The sequence below is a fragment of the Pedomonas mirosovicensis genome (genome assembly GCF_022569295.1).
GTDB lineage: Bacteria > Pseudomonadota > Alphaproteobacteria > Sphingomonadales > Sphingomonadaceae > Pedomonas > Pedomonas mirosovicensis.
The window spans coordinates 2045596-2062306 of the sequence record NZ_JAKFIA010000001.1 but is presented as its reverse complement, the minus strand read 5'-3'; the positions used below and the strand labels follow the sequence as shown (position 1 = coordinate 2062306).

The 16711-nt window shown below is 64.6% G+C and carries 17 protein-coding genes; 4 read left to right on the top strand and 13 right to left on the bottom strand.

All coding sequences use genetic code 11. The features are described from left to right. Positions 1-6: 6 nt before the first annotated feature. Positions 7-792 (bottom strand): DNA repair protein RecO, encoded by a 786-nt coding sequence (gene recO, locus L0C21_RS09780; protein ID WP_259278175.1) that lies wholly within the window; start codon positions 790-792, stop codon positions 7-9. Positions 793-873: 81 nt separating this feature from the next. Here recO and L0C21_RS09775 point away from each other — a divergent pair, with 81 nt between their 5' ends. Beyond that, the gene (locus L0C21_RS09775) at positions 874-1572 is read left to right on the top strand and encodes a HEPN domain-containing protein (RefSeq protein WP_259278174.1); all 699 of its coding nucleotides are present in this window, start codon (positions 874-876) and stop codon (positions 1570-1572) included. A 102-nt stretch (positions 1573-1674) separates the two neighbouring features. Here L0C21_RS09775 and era read toward each other — a convergent pair whose 3' ends face one another. The 12 genes from era to L0C21_RS09715 all read right to left on the bottom strand — a co-directional run bounded on the left by era (position 1675) and on the right by L0C21_RS09715 (position 13341). Continuing rightward, positions 1675-2634 (bottom strand): GTPase Era, encoded by a 960-nt coding sequence (gene era / locus L0C21_RS09770; protein ID WP_259278173.1) that lies wholly within the window; start codon positions 2632-2634, stop codon positions 1675-1677. Further along, entirely contained in the window at positions 2631-3311 is a 681-nt protein-coding gene (rnc, locus tag L0C21_RS09765; protein WP_259278172.1) for a ribonuclease III, read from the bottom strand. The genes era and rnc overlap by 4 nt, the downstream gene beginning before the upstream one ends. After that, positions 3308-4183 carry a signal peptidase I gene (lepB, locus tag L0C21_RS09760; protein WP_259278171.1) on the bottom strand — a complete coding sequence of 292 codons (876 nt, stop codon included), beginning with the start codon at positions 4181-4183 and terminating at the stop codon, positions 3308-3310. The genes rnc and lepB overlap by 4 nt, the downstream gene beginning before the upstream one ends. A gap of 81 nt (positions 4184-4264) precedes the next feature. After that, positions 4265-4666, bottom strand: a complete 402-nt coding sequence (gene acpS, locus L0C21_RS09755; RefSeq protein ID WP_259278859.1) for a holo-ACP synthase — start codon at positions 4664-4666, stop codon at positions 4265-4267. A gap of 203 nt (positions 4667-4869) precedes the next feature. Further along, on the bottom strand, positions 4870-5613 hold the full coding sequence (locus L0C21_RS09750; protein ID WP_259278170.1) for a pyridoxine 5'-phosphate synthase: 744 nt from the start codon (positions 5611-5613) through the stop codon (positions 4870-4872). Between the two features lie 73 nt (positions 5614-5686). Beyond that, positions 5687-6274 carry an orotate phosphoribosyltransferase gene (pyrE, locus tag L0C21_RS09745; protein ID WP_259278858.1) on the bottom strand — a complete coding sequence of 196 codons (588 nt, stop codon included), beginning with the start codon at positions 6272-6274 and terminating at the stop codon, positions 5687-5689. Between the two features lie 14 nt (positions 6275-6288). Further along, positions 6289-8421: a RelA/SpoT family protein gene (locus L0C21_RS09740; protein ID WP_259278169.1), complete on the bottom strand. Its 2133-nt coding sequence runs from the start codon at positions 8419-8421 to the stop codon at positions 6289-6291. Positions 8422-8655: 234 nt separating this feature from the next. Beyond that, a complete protein-coding gene (rpoZ, locus tag L0C21_RS09735; RefSeq protein ID WP_259278168.1) occupies positions 8656-9003 on the bottom strand; it encodes a DNA-directed RNA polymerase subunit omega in 348 nt (115 codons plus the stop codon). A gap of 156 nt (positions 9004-9159) precedes the next feature. Beyond that, on the bottom strand, positions 9160-10266 hold the full coding sequence (locus L0C21_RS09730) for a peptidoglycan DD-metalloendopeptidase family protein (protein WP_259278167.1): 1107 nt from the start codon (positions 10264-10266) through the stop codon (positions 9160-9162). A 39-nt stretch (positions 10267-10305) separates the two neighbouring features. Then, positions 10306-11079: a 5'/3'-nucleotidase SurE gene (gene surE / locus L0C21_RS09725; protein ID WP_259278166.1), complete on the bottom strand. Its 774-nt coding sequence runs from the start codon at positions 11077-11079 to the stop codon at positions 10306-10308. Between the two features lie 91 nt (positions 11080-11170). Continuing rightward, a complete protein-coding gene (gene serS, locus L0C21_RS09720) occupies positions 11171-12457 on the bottom strand; it encodes a serine--tRNA ligase (RefSeq protein WP_259278165.1) in 1287 nt (428 codons plus the stop codon). A gap of 245 nt (positions 12458-12702) precedes the next feature. Further along, a complete protein-coding gene (locus tag L0C21_RS09715) occupies positions 12703-13341 on the bottom strand; it encodes a glutathione S-transferase family protein (protein ID WP_259278164.1) in 639 nt (212 codons plus the stop codon). A 498-nt stretch (positions 13342-13839) separates the two neighbouring features. Between L0C21_RS09715 and L0C21_RS09710 the strand changes: the two genes are divergently transcribed. The 3 genes from L0C21_RS09710 to L0C21_RS09700 are packed head-to-tail and all read left to right on the top strand — an operon-like array spanning position 13840 to position 16688. Next, positions 13840-14079 (top strand): hypothetical protein, encoded by a 240-nt coding sequence (locus L0C21_RS09710; protein WP_259278163.1) that lies wholly within the window; start codon positions 13840-13842, stop codon positions 14077-14079. A 23-nt stretch (positions 14080-14102) separates the two neighbouring features. Beyond that, on the top strand, positions 14103-15398 hold the full coding sequence (locus tag L0C21_RS09705; protein WP_259278162.1) for an MBOAT family O-acyltransferase: 1296 nt from the start codon (positions 14103-14105) through the stop codon (positions 15396-15398). A gap of 57 nt (positions 15399-15455) precedes the next feature. Further along, the gene (locus L0C21_RS09700; RefSeq protein ID WP_259278161.1) at positions 15456-16688 is read left to right on the top strand and encodes a hypothetical protein; all 1233 of its coding nucleotides are present in this window, start codon (positions 15456-15458) and stop codon (positions 16686-16688) included. Positions 16689-16711 lie beyond the last annotated feature (23 nt).

The following is a 16711-nucleotide window of genomic DNA, read 5'->3' as shown; positions in this document are numbered from 1 at the left end:
CAATGCTTATAGCGGCTTGCCCGCCGCAGGGCTACTGTTGTTCTCGTTGTGTTCGCGAGAAACAATGGATTCAATGCGGTGGCGCGCTTCCCACAGGCTCTGGGTGCGGCCAACGAGAATGTCCCGATCGAGAAAATGGCCGGTGAGCTTCAGGCCGTCGGCGATGGCGGGCCAGTCCGGCCACTGGCCGGTGGGTACGCCGCCCGGCTGCAAAAAGGCGGGCAGGGGCAGCAGGCGGTCGGCGTAGGGCAGCCCTGCCTCCCGGCACACCGCCTGCGAGGACTTGGGACTGACGAACGCCAGTTCCTCCACCGTGCCGGTGGCGACGCAGTGGGTAAGGTCGAGCCCGAAGCCCAGCTCGCTGAGCAGGATCAGCTCGTAGCGCACCAGCGTTGCCGCCCAGGCGCGGGGGTCGCTGGTCATCTCCATGATGGTCAAAAGGCTGGAGAGGGCCTCATGCACCGCCGGATAAGGCTGGCGCTCCGGCAGCGCGGCGGCGGTCAAGGCCGTCGCCCAGTCCAGAATCGCTGTGCCGAGACGCGGCCCCCACATGATGGGAGCCGACGAATGGTCCAGCTCCACCGTCATGTGGCCCAGCTGGGATTCAACCCGCGTGCGCCACTCCGCCTTCACCCGGTTGCCGGGCAGCAGCGCGGGGCGCAGACGCCTGCTCGAGCCGCCCCGCACATAGCCCGCGATCAACCCGCTGTCCGCCGTCATCACGCGCACGATCGCCCCGCTCTCGCCGTGAGACGCGGTGGACAGGATGATGGCAGGGCCAGACCAGTGCATGGAGAAACACTTTGATTAGTGAAGAGCGGCATTCATGTATGTAAGAATGCGGCTTTTTCCGGGGGGTAAAGAAATTTTATAATGATGGCAAGATTGGAAAAACATAAAAGAATTACGTCATCTTTTGGTCTGGCAGGTAGAGCAGGGGGTGAAATGTTCCATATTTTAACGCCAGGTCGCGAGCATTTTAAAAGCGACCCTTTAGGGTATAGCGCCTTGGCGCATTTAAAGTGGGGTATGGCATGTGAAATGGCAGGATTTCAAGTTGATTTAAGCAAGCCTGCAACAGCAGAAGACCTGAAAAACCCAATTCTTTGGATGTCTCAGGCTAATGCATTGTCAGAGGCTGCTGTTGTTTTATTTAAACAAGAGCCAAATTTCTCAAATATGCCAGAGTCTGTTCGTGGCATATGTGACAGCCAGTACTGTGCTATTGTGTTGATGTTGGTTGGTTATAGTTTGGAGATATCTCTTAAGGCAATGATGATAATTAGAGATGGGGTTGAAAAATATATCGAAGATGAAAAAAATAGAAGACATCATAGATTGCATCAGTTGGCGGAATTTATTCCTGATTTGAGCGATAAAGAAGTCGCAATACTTAAGGGCTTGACCCACTTTGTTTATTGGGCTGGTCGATATCCTGATCCCGGCTCAGGGCGGATTGATGATTCAGAGGAAATTTTCTCCATTTCTGAGAAATTTGGTATTACAGCTGGCGATGTATTTGCGCTGGCTGGAAAAATAATGAAATATTCTATGGATATAATAGATGGATGATGGTGTGGATTTGTGCTTCGTGCCTCAGATTTGTGCAAATTTTAAATGCTTGGGATTGTTAAGGGGGTTATAGACCCCCTTAACGAAGAAAAGGCGTAAGCCTTACTCCACCCAGTCCAGCCCAATGTCCTTGTAGACCGAGCGGTCCTCGGCCCAGTCGGGCTTTACTTTCACGAACAGGAACAGGTGGATGCGGCGGCCGAAGTTGGCTTCCATTTCGGTGCGGGCGGCGGCCCCCAGCTGCTTGATGCGCGCGCCTTTCGCGCCGAGCACGATGGCCTTCTGGGTTTCGCGCTCGACGTAGATGACCTGATTGATGGCGGCAGAGCCGTCGCGGCGTTCCTCCCACTTCTCGGTCTCGACGGTGGCGGCGTAGGGCAGCTCGTCGTGCAGCTGGTGGTAGATCTGCTCGCGGGTGATCTCGGCGGCCATGAGGCGCTGGGTGACGTCCGCCACCTGATCCTCGGGGTAGTGCCATGGGCTCTCGGGCATCAGGCGGGCGAGAGCCTTCTTCACGTCAGCAACGCCATCGCCCTGCTGGGCGGCGACCATGAAGGTCTCGGCGAACGTAACGCGCTCGTGCAGCTTCAGGGTCAGCTCGAACAGCTTTTCCTTCGGCGTGATGTCCACCTTGTTGAGCACGAGGAACCGGGGCGCGCCGGACTGGTCCTGCGCCAGGTTCTCGAGGATGCTGTCCACCTCCTCGGTGATGCCGCGCTTGGCATCGACGATGAGGCAGATCACGTCCGCCCCTTGTGCGCCTTCCCACGCGGCCTTGACCATGGCGCGGTCCAGACGGCGGCGGGGGCGGAAGATGCCGGGGGTGTCGACCAGCAGCAGCTGGGCGTTGCCCTCGATGGCGATGCCGATGAGGCGGGTGCGGGTGGTTTGCACCTTGGCGCTGACGATGGCGACCTTCGCGCCGACCAGCGCATTGACGAGGGTGGACTTGCCCGCGTTGGGCGCGCCGATGACGGCGACTTCGCCGCAGAAGGTGGTGCCTTCGGGCTGGCCTTCGAGGGAGCGAGGGGCGGGGGTAAGGGAGGAGGTAATCTCAGTCATTCTTTTTCTTCTCTGACCTTGGCGAGCAATGTGGCGGCGGCCTGTTTTTCGGCCTCCTGCCGGGAGCGGCCGGTGGCGCGGACGGGCTCGAGCGAGCGCACGCTGACCTCGACCGTGAACTCGGGCGCATGGTGGGGGCCGCAGCGGCCAACGATGGCATAGGCGGGAAGCGGCAGGCCGCGGCCTTGCGCCCACTCCTGCAGGGCAGACTTGGGGTCCTTCTCGACGCTGCCTCCGCCGGTGAGCAGGGGCTCCCAGGCGGAACGCACGAACTTGCGCGCCGCTGCCATGCCGCCGTCAAGATAGAGCGCGCCGATAAGGGCCTCGCACACGTCGCCGAGGACGTTGGCGGTCTCATTAACGCGCTGCTCGCGGGCGGTGCGCTCCAGCCGGATCTGGCCCGACGCGCCGATGGAGCGGGCGATCTCGGCGCAGGTCTGGCCGCGCACCAGCTCGACGAAGCGGCGGTTCAGCTTGCCCTCGCTCTCGTTCGGATGGCGCTCGTAGAGCCAGGTGGCGATGATGAGGCCCAGCACGCGGTCGCCCAGAAACTCAAGCCGCTGGTAGTTGCGGCCCGGCAGGGATGTATGGGTGAGCGCTTCAACCAGAAGCGCGGGGTCACGGAAACGGCGGCCGAGTTTCTGCTCAGCCCAGTCCTGCAAGGCGTCGTTGCTCATTCAACGGCCTGGAACAGCCGGTCCCACCGGACGGTCTTGTACCATTTCCACGGCGTCCACAGGTGGGCCTCGCCATTGGTGGAGAAGAACAGGAATTCGGCGCGGCCGACGATGTTCTCGGCGGGCAGGTAGCCAACCCCGCTCTCCTCGGCGGACATGCGGCTGTCGGCGGAGTCGTCGCGGTTGTCGCCCATCACGAAGTAATGGCCGGCGGGCACGAAGTAGGGCCGGGTGGTATCGCGGATGCCGTTGGGCGTGAGGTCGAGCGTCATGTAACTGCGGCCGCTCGGCAGGGTCTCGCGGAACTGCGGATAGCGGCAGGTGATGGTGCCGTCGGCCTCGCGGACGCGATAGAAGATATTCTTGAGGCAATCGGTGTTGGGGGAGACCTTGATGACCCGGTCTTCCACCCGCTCGCGCTTGATGGGCTTGCCGTTGATGTAGACGGTGCCCTGGCGCACCTCCACCACGTCGCCGGGCAGGCCGATGACGCGCTTGATGTAGTCGGTCGAGTTGTCCGACGGCAGCTTGAAGACGATCACATCGCCGCGCTCCACGTCGCCGCCGAGGATGCGCCCCTTGATGGGGACGATGCCGAGCGGGAAGGAGAAGCGGCTGTAGCCGTAAGGGTATTTGGAGACGAACAGGTAGTCGCCCACCATCAGTCCCGGAAGCATGGATTCCGAGGGGATGTTGAACGGCTCGTAGGCGATCGAGCGGAAGCCCAGCGCGATCAGCACCGCATAGAGGATGGTTTTGATGAGTTCCTTGCTTTCCTCAAACCAGCCGGCCTTGGCGTCGGTAGACTTGGTGGCAGGTTTGGCGGCGGAACCGGGCGCAGTGGCGTCCGAAGAGGTGTCAGGATCAGCCATTCTTCATAACCAAATTACGGGAGTCTGCTCTGTGGCCCTTCGGGGGCAGACCTGTCAAGTCGCACGGGCCAGGACGTCGGCTCAGACGGGACGAGCCGTAATGATTACGAACGCCTGCGCCCATGGGTGGTCGTCGGTGAGGGTGAGATGGAGATCCGCCACCATTCCGGAAGGGGTGAGCGCGGCAAGGCGTGCCGCAGCGCCGCCGGTGAGCGCCAGCGTGGGCTGGCCGGTGGGCAGGTTCACGACGCCGATGTCCTTTAGGAACACGCCGCTGCGAAACCCGGTGCCCAGCGCCTTGGAGCAGGCTTCCTTGGCGGCGAACCGCTTGGCGTAGCTGGCGGCGCGGGTCAGCTCCCGCCGCTCGGAGCGGGCGATTTCAATGTCGGTGAAAACGCGGTTGATGAACCGCTCGCCATAGCGATCGAGCGAGTTCTGAATCCGCTCGATGCTGCACAGGTCACTGCCAAGGCCAAGAATCATCATGGAGGCTATGTAAGCATATTCTCTTGCGTTTGCAGGGGGCTTAACCCCTTGCGCCCCCCATTTGTTTTATCGGGTCGCACCCGGTCGAAGCGCTGGAGTTCGGAAAACTCCGTAAATCTGTAGGGCGCGGCCCGTGAAATCGAGTGGGGGCACGGGGGACAAGTCCCCCGCACTGAAAACTTTGTGGAATGATCGAAGCCCTACAGCGCTGCCTTGCGGGCGGCATCCATGGCGGCGCGCATCTGGTGGATGGCCTCGCCGAGGCCGACGAAGACTGCCTCGCCGATGATGAAGTGGCCGATGTTCAGCTCGACGACTTCCGGAATGGCGGCGATGGGGCCCACGTTGTCGGTGCGAAGGCCGTGTCCGGCATGGATCTCGAGGCCCAGCGACGCGCCGAACTTTGCGGCGTCGCGGACGCGGGCGAGCTCAGCCTGTTCCTCCGCGCCGGTGAGATGGCAATAGCGGCCGGTGTGGAGTTCAACGACCGGCGCGCCGAGCTTTGCGGCGGCCTCGAGCTGGCGGTTGTCGGGCTCGATGAACAGGGAGACGCGAATGCCCGCGTCCCTGAGGCGAGCGACGATGGGCTGGAGGTGCTCGAACTGGCCCGCGGCGTCCAGCCCGCCCTCGGTGGTGCGCTCCTGCCGCCGCTCGGGCACGATGCAGGCGGCGTGGGGGCGGTGGCGCAGCGCGATTTCCACCATTTCCTCGGTGGCCGCCATCTCCAGGTTGAGCGGGCGGCGGACCTCGGCGACGAGGCGCGCGATGTCGTCGTCGGAGATGTGGCGGCGGTCTTCGCGCAGGTGGGCGGTGATGCCGTCCGCGCCCGCCTCGACGGCGAGCAGCGCCGCCTTTACGGGGTCAGGGTGAGCGCCGCCGCGCGCATTGCGGATGGTGGCGACATGGTCGATGTTGACGCCCAAACGCTGGTAAACCGCCGTCATTCCCAACTCCCGTCCGTTTTCCGGTAACTGCGGCCGGGGGCGGGGTGCGCCGCCCCCGGAAACTGTTCGGCCTTTAAGCCTTCAGGCCCCGGCTGCCCGGCTTGATGGCCGGAATGGCGGCCAGCTCAGGCGGCAGCTGGTCCGGCTGGTAGGCCGGAACCTCGAGGCGGATCAGCGGGAAGAAGGGCACGCCCAGGTCCACCTTGCCGCCGGAGCGATCCACCAGCGAACCGGCCGCGATGACCTTGCCGCCGTTGGCCTCGATGGTCGTGATGCACTCGCGCGAGGAGAGGCCGGTCGTCACCACGTCTTCCATCATGAAGACGCGCGCCCCCTCCGGGATCTCAAAGCCGCGGCGCAGCGCAAAGCTGCCTTCCACCCGCTCGGTGAAGATGCCGTCAACGCCCAGCGCCCGGGCCATTTCGTAGCCGACGACGACGCCGCCCATGGCGGGGGAGACGACCATGTCGATCTGGTCGCGGATCTCGGCCGGGATCTTCTCGGCCAGCGCCTTGCACAGCTTCTCGGCCCGCTGCGGGCTCTTCAGCACCAGCGCGCATTGCAGGTACATGGGGGAGCGCAGGCCGGAGGAGAGGATGAAGTGCCCCTCAAGCAGCGCGCCTGCCGCGCGGAATTCGGCCAGAACCTCGTCGTTCGTCATCATTCCCAAAATCCTTACAACCTCATGCGCTCAACCGAGCTGACAACCTGCGCTGCCCTAAGCGCGGCGTTCACCCTTGTCAAATGGCGCAGGTCCGTCACTTCCACATCCAGCTCGAAGGTGAAGAACTGGCGGTCGCGGTGGGTGAGCCGGAGGTTGGCGATGTTGGCGTCGCTCTGGCCCAGGATGGTGGCGACGGTCGCCAGCGCGCCCGGCTCGTTCCGCATGACGACGGCCAGGCGGGCGACGAACCGCTCGATCCGGTCCGCCTCGCTGTGCCAGCGCAGGTCGATCCAGACTTCGGGCTGGTTGGTGAAGGCTTCCAACGCCTTGCAGTCGATAGCGTGGACGACGACGCCCTGACCCGGCTCGCGGATGCCGACGATCCGGTCGCCCGGAATGGGGTGGCAGCACTCGGCCAGGTGTACGACCGCGCCGGGGGTGAGCCCCTGGATGGAGAGCGCCAGCGGCGCGTTGCCGGGCTCGGGTTCCGGCGTCTTGCGGCGGCGCGGGCTACCACCGGCCGAGCCGGGCAGGATGGCTTCCATCACGGCCTCGTCGCTCACCTGATGGCGGGCCAGCGCCAGATACAGCGCTTCCTCGTCCGGCAGCTTCAGCCGCTCCAGTGCGTCGGGAATTGCGCCCTCGGCCAGCGGCACCTTGATGCGCTCGATGAGCGCGTCGAGCAGGCGGCGGCCCAGGGCAATGCCGTCCTCGCGCTCCTTCTGGCGGACGTAGCGGCGGATGGCGGAGCGCGCCTTGCCGGTGATGACGAAGGTCTCCCACGCCGGGTCCGGCTGCTGGGCGGTGGAGCGCAGGATTTCCACCTGATCGCCGTTCTGAAGCACGGTCCGCAGCGGCACGACGCGGCCGTTGACCTTGGCGCCGACGGCCGTCTCCCCCAGCCGGGAATGGACGGCGTAGGCGAAGTCCACCGGGGTCGAGCCCTTGGGCAGCTGGATCAGCTCGCCCTTGGGGGTGAAGCAGAACACCTGGTCCTGGTACATCGCCATCTTGGTGTGTTCCAGGAACTCCTCGGGGCTGGAGGCGTGTTCGAGGATTTCGAGCAGGTCCTGCAGCCAGGGGGACTGCTGGCCGCCTTCGGCGCGAATGTGCGCCTTGTAGGCCCAGTGGGCGGCAAGGCCCAGCTCGGCCTGGGCGTGCATGTCGCGCGTGCGGATCTGAATTTCGATCCGCATTCGCCCCGGCCCCATGACCGTGGTGTGCACCGAGCGGTAGCCGTTGCGCTTGGGCGTGGAGATATAATCCTTGAAGCGGCCGGGCACGGTCGGCCAGCGGCCGTGCAGGATGCCGAGCGCCCGGTAGACCTCCGGCACCGTATCGACGATGACGCGGAAGGCGACGATATCGGACAGCTGCTCGAAGCTGATGTCCCGCTCCTGCATCTTCTTCCAGATGGAGTGGGGCCGCTTCTCCCGCCCCAGCACCTCGGCGTTGAGGCCGTGCTGATGCAGCAGGTGCTCGATATCCTCGATGACGCGGGGGACGAGATCACCCGCCGTCTCGCGCAGCTGCTCCAGCCGCTTGGTGATGGACTCGTAGGCCTGCGGCTCCAGCTCGCGGAAGGCGATTTCGGTCAGCTCGTCCTTGAACTCGTACATGCCGATGCGCTCGGCGAGCGGGGCGTAGATCTCCAGCGTCTCGCGGGCGATGCGGCGGCGCTTCTCCTCCTTCTTGATGAAGTGGAGGGTCCGCATGTTGTGCAGCCGGTCCGCCAACTTGACGAGCAGCACGCGAATATCGTCCGACATCGCCAGCAGGAACTTGCGGAAGTTCTCCGCCGCGCGCTCGCTCTCCGTTTGCGCCTCGATGCGGGAGAGCTTGGTAACGCCATCCACCAGCCGGGCGACATCGTGGCCGAACAGCTGCTCGATCTGCTCGTAGGTGGCGACCGTATCCTCGATGGTGTCGTGCAGGATGGCGGTGGTGATGGTCTCGCAATCCAGCTTCAGGTCGGTCAGAATACCGGCGACTTCAATGGGGTGCGAGAAGTAGGGATCGCCGCTGGCCCGAAGCTGCGAGCCGTGCGCCTTCATCGAGAACACATAGGCGCGGTTGAGCATATCCTCGTCAGCGGCAGGATCGTAGGATTTTACCTTCTCGACCAGTTCATACTGTCTCAGCACCGGTGGTTCGAACCTTTACTCTTGACGACGGACCCTGGAAACGCCGGGCCTGCCATCGATAGACCAATCCTCAGTGTAGGTAGCGTCAAACGGGCGCAAACGCGAGGGGGATCATGGCGGTATTTCGCCCATTGCAGGGGACGGCAAGAACGAAAATAGCCGCCTGGGACGTGCCCCGAGGCGGCTATTCTCAAACAGGTGCCGACCCCGCAGGGTGCGGAAGGACGCGCGGGCTCAGTCCTCGCCGCTGTCGTCTTCCTCGACGGCCGGGCGCGGCGGCTGAGACGCCGTCAGGCGCAGCGCAGCGGCGGAAGCGGCCAGCGAGACTTCCTCGTCCGGAATCTCGTCCTTCACCTCGACGACCTTCTGCATCGACTGGATCAGCGCTTCGCGCAGCTGCTCCGGCTGGATGGTCTCATCAGCGATCTCGCGCAGGGCAACGACCGGGTTTTTGTCGCGGTCGCGATCAACGGTCAGCTCGGCGCCGCTGGAAATCTGGCGGGCGCGCTGCCCCGCATAGAGCACCAGGTCGAAGCGGTTGGGGACCTTTTCGACGCAATCCTCGACGGTGACGCGTGCCATGATAGAGCCTCATTCGAAAACTTAAGGAGAACGCCGGGCGCTAACAGCTTGCAGAGCCAGTGTCAAGCCGCACGGCCTTGCGCGCCAGCGCCCGTCTTGCCTCAATTTAAGGCGGAAACACGTCCGCGCAAGGGGGTTGGGCCCGCTGCGCGCCTGCTAGCTCACCGGGCTTTTCGGCAGGTGCTGCAACGGGTTGACCGCCCGGCGGCCACGGCGGATCTCGAAATGCAGCTGCGGCCGGTCGACCGAACCGGTGCTGCCCGCCCGCGCGATGGGCTCGCCCGCCCGCACCGTGTCGCCGCGCTTCACCAGCACCGCCTCGTTATGGCCGTAGGCGGTCACCCAGCCGTCGCCATGCTTGATGAGGATGAGCCAGCCGAAGCCCTTGAGGCCATCGCCCGCATAGGCGACGACGCCGCTTGCTGCGGCGCGCACGGTCGCGCCTTTCGTTGCCGCGATGTTGATGCCGTCGTTGTGCAGGCCGCCCTGCTTGGGACCGAAGCTGGAGAGGATGCGGCCGGTCAGCGGCCAGGAGAAGGAGCCCGCGAAGGCGCCAGGCTCGGGCAGGGGCCTGCTGGGCTGGGATTGGGCTGGCGCGGCGCGGGCCGCCGTCTGGCTGGAGGCCGTTGCCTGCGTCGCCGGCGCGCGGGCAATCGCCGTGGCGGGCCTCTGCCCGCCGTCGGTCTGATCCGGCACGGACGGCAGCCGCAGCCGCTGGCCCACCTGCACCGCATAGGGCTTGGTGAGGTTGTTGAGCCGGGCGAGCGTCGTCAGGTCCGTGCCGTAGGCGCGGGAGATGCTGTATCCGGTCTCGCCCTTCTGGACCACGTGATAGCGGGCGGCGGGAATGGTGAGCCGCTGCCCCGCGCGCAGGGCATAGGGCGGCTCCAGGTTGTTGGCGACGACCAGATCGCGCAGCTCGACGCCGGTGCGGCGGGAAATGGCGAACAGGGTCTCGCCGGGCCCGACCGTCACGCTGCCGCCGCGAACGCTGAGCACATGCCGCTCGGCCACCGGCGGCGCGGCGGGCCTGGAGGCGGTTTTTTGGGCGGGCGTTCGGTGCGCGGTCTGGGCGGCTTTTTTGCTTTTGCCTGAGGCCCTGGTTCGGTTCTCCGCCGGGCGGGCCGGGGGCTGGGCCTTGCGAGCCTGCTGGGCGGCCGTGCGCTGACGGATCTCATCATAGCCCGAAACATAGTCGGACGCGCAGGCGGACAGGGAGACAAGCACGGTCGCCGCGAGAATATGTTGGATACCTTTCCTCACCGCGCGCAGTCTAGGTGCATTACGCTTTCAGAAAAAGTCTTAACCGCCTCGCTTGGCGAAAGCGTCCGCCAAAGCCGCCATGGAACCGCGGTGGGTGAGGTCCAGATGCAAGGGAGTGACGGAGACGAAGCGCTCCCGCATGGCCTTGAGGTCGGTCTCGTGGCCGGGCTCTGCAACCTCGCGGCCAAGGCCGAACCAGTAGTAGGTGAAGCCGCGCACATCGACCCGTTCCTCGATGACCGGCTTGCCGTAGTCGCGCAGGCCCTGCTCGGTGACGCGCACGCCGCGCACCTCTTCCGGCGCAACCGGCGGGAAGTTGACGTTGATGAGCACGTTGGGCGGCCAGCCCGTCGCCAGCAGCGTCTTCAGCACTGGCACGGCGTGGGCCTTGGCCGCAGCGAAAGCTTCCGTGCCCACCGGCCGCTCGATGGTCGCCTGCGACAGGGCGATGGAGGGAACGCCCGCCAGCGTGCCTTCCATGGCCGCCGAGACGGTGCCGGAATAGGTGACATCCTCCGCCAGATTGGCGCCCCGGTTGACGCCGGAGAGCACTAGATCGGGCTTCGCCCCTTCGATGAGGCGGCCCATGGCCATCATCACGCAATCGGTGGGCGTGCCGCGCACGCCGAAGCGCCGCTCTCCGAACCGCTGCACCCGCACCGGATGGGAGAGAGACAGCGAGTGGCCCGTGCCCGACTGCTCCTCCAGCGGCGCGACGACCCAGATATCGTCGCTGAGCTGGCGGGCGATCTCCTCCAACACCTGAAAGCCAGGGGCGTGAATGCCGTCGTCGTTGGTGAGGAGAATACGCATGGGGACTCGACCTTAAGTGGGCAGGCTCATGTGGACAGGCGCACGGGCGGCCGGAGGAGGCTGCCCGCACGGGGGACGGACGGACAGATCGTCAGGCAGTCGGCTCCAGTCGCTCGGCGCCACCGATATAGGGGCGCAAGGCGGCAGGAATATGGACGCTGCCATCCGCCTGCTGGTGATTTTCAAGGAGCGCCACCAGCGTGCGCCCAACGGCAAGGCCGGAACCATTCAGCGTATGCACGAAGCGAGTGGCCTTCTCCGTCTTGGAACGGGTGCGGGCGTTCATGCGCCGGGCCTGGAAGTCCCCACAGTTGGAGCAGGAGGAGATCTCCCGGTAGGTATCCTGCGCGGGCAGCCACACTTCGATGTCGTAGGTCTTGCGGGCGGAGAAGCCCATGTCCCCCGTGCACAGCAGCACGGTGCGGTAGGGCAGCTCCAGCTTCTGCAGGATTGCCTCGGCGCACCGGGTCATGCGCTCGTGCTCGGCCTCCGACTCCTCCGGCGTGGTGATGGAGACCAGCTCCACCTTGGTAAACTGGTGCTGGCGGATCATGCCGCGGGTGTCGCGCCCGGCCGCGCCCGCCTCGGCGCGGAAGCAGGGGGTGGCGGCGGTCAGCCGCAGCGGCAGGTTCTCGGTGGGGACGATCTCTTCCCGCACCAGGTTGGTCAGCGACACCTCGGCGGTCGGGATAAGGTAATAGGGCGTCTCGCCCGTCGTCTTGAACAGGTCTTCCTCGAACTTGGGCAGCTGGCCCGTGCCCATCATGGTCTCGGCGCGCACGAGGTAGGGAACGTTGGTTTCCGCGTAGCCGTGCTCGCTCGTCTGCACATCCAGCATGAACTGGGTGAGCGCCCGCTCCAGCCGCGCGATCGGCCCGCGCAGCACTACGAAGCGCGCGCCGGAAAGCTTGGCTCCGGCCTCGAAATCGAGCCCCAGCCGCGCACCCACGTCCACATGGTCTTGCGGGGTGAAGTCGAACGCGCGCGGCGTGCCCCAGCGGCGCACCTCCACGTTGGCGGTCTCATCCGGCCCTTCCGGCACGTCTTCGGCGGGCAGGTTGGGGATCTCGGCGAGGCGGGCATTGAGTTTGGCCTGCACCTGCCGCTCGGCCTCCTCCAGCGCAGGCAGCTTCTCCTTGAGCGCCGCCACTTCCGCCATCAGGCTCTGGGCCAGGTCCTCGTTCTTCTGCGCCTTGGCCTGGCCGATGAGCTTGGACGCCTCGTTGCGGCGGGCCTGCGCCTGCTGCATCTCGGTCAACACGGCGCGCAGCTCCTGGTCGAGCGCCAGAATCTCGCCGCTCAACGGCGCAAGGCCCCGGCGGGCAAGCCCTGCGTCAAAGCCTTCCGGGTTTTCACGAATGAAGCGAATGTCGTGCATGGCGCGCCCTACGAAATGCTGGTGTTCAACCGGGGGTATCGTGTGGCCTCAAGTGCAATTAATTGCAATAGGAAGGTCACAAGGGGGACTTGTCCCCCTTGACCCCCATTTGTTTTGTCGGGACGCGCTCGATATCAACGTCGAGGAAGCCGGAGTAAGGCGCACGCGATGCTTACGGCGCGTCCCGAAAAACGACAGGGGGTTCCAAGGGGGTCTGAGGCCCCCTTGGGGAAAATCTCTGAGATTTACGACGGGCGATCTTCCAGCGTGATGCCTTCGGTGGCGAGCGCCCGCTGCACGGCGGGGCGGGCGGCGAGGCGTTTGGCGTGGGCCCCGAGCCGGGGGAAGTCCTGCTTCATGGCGTAGCCTGCGCGGTTGCCCCAGCGGTACATGGCGCCGAGGTAGGGGTCGGCGACGGAGTAGGTGCCGACCAGCCAGCCATCCTCCGGCATCCGCTCCTCGATGAGGCGGAAGCAATCGTAAAAGACCGTGCGGCCCTTCTCGATAATGCCTGGGTAGGCGGTGGTGTCGTCCGTATAGCGGTGGGGCCGCATGATGTAGGAAAAGGCGATGTGCACGCCGGAGGACAGGTAGTTCAGCCATTCCAGCATGCGGGCGCGTTCCCGCGTGCCCAGCGCCGGGGTGAGATCGGCCTCGGGGAAACGTTCGGCGATATATTGCAGGATGGCCGGCGCTTCGGTGAGGGTGAAGTCGCCATCCACCAGCAGCGGCACGCGGCCCTTGGGGTTGAGCCGAAGGTATTCGGGCGAGCTCTGCTGCTTGGCTGCGAAGTCCACCTTTTCCAGCGTGAACGCGGCGCCAACTTCCTCAAGCACGATATGCGGGGCGAGCGCGCAGGTGCCGGGGGCATAAAACAGTTTCACGAACAGTCTCCATAGCTCGGGGTCGGTATGGGGCGGGGCAATTACGCCGCTAGAGGGCGCACCATGGCAGAAAGCGGGTAGCTGAAAAAGACGGATTTACAACGACTTAATTCGCGTCGATTAGATTATTTTCATGGATATGCGGCGCTGCTTCGATTAGAAGAATAAACGGAGTCGTGCTTTTGGCTTGAAGCGTCTGTGCGGCTTCCGCCATGGGAAGCGCACTGCTCTTTGGCGCATCTTTTTATCGTCTTTCTTCTCGTCATTTTTCCTCGTCTCCCGTTTCGTTCACGTCCCCTGTTTCAAAGTTTATCGATTTTGCCTCACCCGCCGCCCGAACAAAGGGGCGTTGGGTGCACCGTTCCCCAGCGTGCTTGTTTTCTTGGTCCTGTTTCCTTGCTCACGGCGGCTGCACGGCGGGGCGAACCCCTTTGCCATGCGATCCGGCCTGATGGGGCGCGGCTGACCATGTACAGGATAAGCCATTGAGGGTCATCCATGCTGTTCAACAGCTACGCGTTCATTCTGGTGTTCCTGCCGGTTACGCTGGGCGTGTTCGTCTGGCTGAAGCGGCGGGGCGCGGCTGCCCTGGTGGTGCCGTGGCTGGTGGCGACGTCGCTGTTCTTCTACGGCTGGTGGAACCCAGCCTACCTGCTGTTGCTGGTCGCCTCGATCATGGTCAACTACGCCGCCGGTCTGGCGCTGGGCGGTCACCTGTCCCTGGGGGAGAGGGCCTGAACCAGCGGACGCGGCGCTGGCTGGTGGTCGCAACCATCGTCTTCAATCTTGGGCTCATCGGCTATTACAAGTACGCCGGGTTTCTGGTCGACAGCATCAATGCGGCAACGGGTACGGGCTTCTCGCTGGGGCCGGTGGTGCTGCCGCTGGCCATCTCCTTCTTCACCTTCCAGCAGATCGCCTATGTGGTGGATGTCTATAAGGGCGTTCCCTGTGAGCGGAGCCTGTGGCGCTACACCCTGTTCGTCACCTTCTTCCCGCAGCTGATCGCCGGGCCGGTGGTGCAGGCGAAGATGGTGCTGCCGCAATTCTATCGTATTGCCTCCCGCACCTACGAAGACCGCAATTTGGCCGTCGGAATGGCGATGTTCGCCATCGGTCTTATCAAAAAGGCGGTGATCGCCGACAGCGTGGCGGTCTATGCGAATCCGGTGTTTCTGGCGGCGGACGGCGGCGCGGCGCCTGATTTCTTCACGGCCTGGAGCGGGGCGCTGGCCTATACCTTCCAGCTCTACTTCGATTTCTCCGGCTATTCGGACATGGCGGTGGGCGCGGCGCTGATGTTCGGCGTGCGGCTGCCGCTCAACTTCAACTCGCCCTACAAGGCGCTCAGCATCACCGAATTCTGGCGGCGCTGGCACATGACGCTTTCCGCCTTCCTGCGCGACTACCTCTACATCGCGCTCGGCGGCAACCGGCGCGGGCGCGTGCGCCGCTACGCCAACCTGATGACGACCATGGCGCTGGGCGGCCTATGGCACGGCGCGGGCTGGACGTTCGTCATCTGGGGCGTGCTCCATGGGCTCTACCTGTGCATCAACCATGGCTGGAGCGCCGTCATGCCGCGCGGTCTGGCGCGGGTGCCCGCCTACCGGGCGGCATGCTGGCTGATGACCTTCGTTGCTGTGGTGGCGGGCTGGGTGTTCTTCCGCGCCGGCAGTTTCGAGGGGGCGTGGCGTATCCTCGAGGGCATGGCCGGGCTCAACGGCGTCGCCTTGCCCGCAGGGCTGACGGCCCAGTTGGGGCCGCTCGGCGCGTGGCTGTCAGCGCATGGGTATGCGGACGTCGGGCTCAGTGGCCAGCAGTTCGTGCTCTCGTGGGCATGGATCATCGTGTTGCTGGGCGTGGCGCTGACCGCCCCCAACAGCCAGGAAATCCTGTCGCGCTACCGGCCGGCGCTGGAGACCGGGCATCTGCCCATTCGCCGCCGGTTCGCCTGGCGGCTCAACACCGGCTGGGCGGTGGTCTCGGGTATCGCCTTTGCGATTGGCCTGTTCGCGTTGCCACGCGTGTCCGAATTTCTCTACTTCCAGTTCTAACCGGGCAGAGACGCACCATGACGGCAAGACGCTTTTTTACGCACCGCGCTGCTCACCATGGCCCTGATGATTATTGGCTTCGTGGTCGAGACCATGATCGTCGACCCATATGATTACTGGGGCCTGCCGCGCATCGAAGGCGTCAACATCTATAAGCCGAAGGTGCACACCCAGCTGAAAATCGCCAAGACCGGCCAATATCTGCGCGAGAAGCCCCGCACGGTGGTGGCGGGCAACAGCCGGGTGGACGTGGGGTTTGACCCTGAGAGCACGGTTTGGCCATCCGCCATGGAGCCGGTTTATAACTTTGGTCTGCCGGGCGAGAGCATGGCCAGCGTTGCCGAGACGCTGACGACGGTCATGGCGGAGCATCGGCCAAGGCGGATTTACCTGGGCGTCGATTTCCTCGATTTCCTTGTCACGAGCGGCCTCTGGTCCGGCTTCGAGGACGGGACGCTGGCGCCGCGGCGGCCGACGCTGCAAGAACAGATGCAGGGGCTGGCCCGGACCACCTTCTCGCTGACGGCGCTGATGGATTCCGCCCTCACGGTGCTGGAGCAAACCCGGCCGTTCCCGGCGGATACCCGGCGCGATGGCTTTACGCCGCTTGAAGACTACTATGCCCATGTGGAGCGGGAAGGGCACGCCGCCCTGTTCGAGCAGCGTACGCGCGAGACGGTACAGCGCCTGCTCACCCAGCCCCGGCACATGGAGTGGCCCATGCCCGGCAACAATCCTTCCTGGGTGCGGCTGGAGCAATTCCTGGCTCACGCGCGGGCGCAAGGGGTGGAGGTGGTGCTGTTCACCTATCCCTACCATGCGGAACTGATGGAATCGCTGCGCCAGACCGGCAAATGGGGCGAGCTGCGCCAATGGCATGAGCGGCTGGCGGCCGTTGCGGCGAAGGAGGGCGCGACGCTGTGGAGTTTCCTTGGCTACAACAGCTATACCACCGAGGCCGTGCCCAAGGCTGGGGACCGCAGCACCCATATGCAGTGGTATTGGGAGGCTGGCCACTTCAAGCCGGCGCTTGGTGAGCTGATGATGGCGCGAATGTTGGACAGCTATGATGCGCCAACCGATTTCGGCCGCAAGTTGACGCCAGGCACCGTGGGGGCCGCATTGGCGGCGCTGGAGGCGGAGGGTGAGCTTTATCGGGCCCGGCCCAATGCATCCAGCCACCGGGTGGCAGCCTATGTGCGCGCCAAGGCTAGGGACCATTTGGCGCAGGTGGATGTGAGCCCGCCGACCCCGCCTGTGGTTGCGGAAATGTCGGCCAAAAAAATGTAATCCGCTGCTGAAGCAGGTGTGGC

Bases quoted from the DNA above. Each gene is read 5' to 3' on its own strand.
- era (WP_259278173.1), bottom strand. From the start codon at position 2,634: ATGACTGAGATTACCTCCTCCCTTACCCCCGCCCCTCGCTCCCTCGAA.
- L0C21_RS09700 (WP_259278161.1), top strand. From the start codon at position 15,456: ATGGCCCTGATGATTATTGGCTTCGTGGTCGAGACCATGATCGTCGAC.
- L0C21_RS09775 (WP_259278174.1), top strand. From the start codon at position 874: ATGATGGCAAGATTGGAAAAACATAAAAGAATTACGTCATCTTTTGGT.
- serS (WP_259278165.1), bottom strand. From the start codon at position 12,457: ATGCACGACATTCGCTTCATTCGTGAAAACCCGGAAGGCTTTGACGCA.
- rpoZ (WP_259278168.1), bottom strand. From the start codon at position 9,003: ATGGCACGCGTCACCGTCGAGGATTGCGTCGAAAAGGTCCCCAACCGC.
- pyrE (WP_259278858.1), bottom strand. From the start codon at position 6,274: ATGACGAACGACGAGGTTCTGGCCGAATTCCGCGCGGCAGGCGCGCTG.
- lepB (WP_259278171.1), bottom strand. From the start codon at position 4,183: ATGGCTGATCCTGACACCTCTTCGGACGCCACTGCGCCCGGTTCCGCC.
- L0C21_RS09750 (WP_259278170.1), bottom strand. From the start codon at position 5,613: ATGACGGCGGTTTACCAGCGTTTGGGCGTCAACATCGACCATGTCGCC.
- acpS (WP_259278859.1), bottom strand. From the start codon at position 4,666: ATGATTCTTGGCCTTGGCAGTGACCTGTGCAGCATCGAGCGGATTCAG.
- recO (WP_259278175.1), bottom strand. From the start codon at position 792: ATGCACTGGTCTGGCCCTGCCATCATCCTGTCCACCGCGTCTCACGGC.
- rnc (WP_259278172.1), bottom strand. From the start codon at position 3,311: ATGAGCAACGACGCCTTGCAGGACTGGGCTGAGCAGAAACTCGGCCGC.
- surE (WP_259278166.1), bottom strand. From the start codon at position 11,079: ATGCGTATTCTCCTCACCAACGACGACGGCATTCACGCCCCTGGCTTT.
- L0C21_RS09710 (WP_259278163.1), top strand. From the start codon at position 13,840: ATGCTGTTCAACAGCTACGCGTTCATTCTGGTGTTCCTGCCGGTTACG.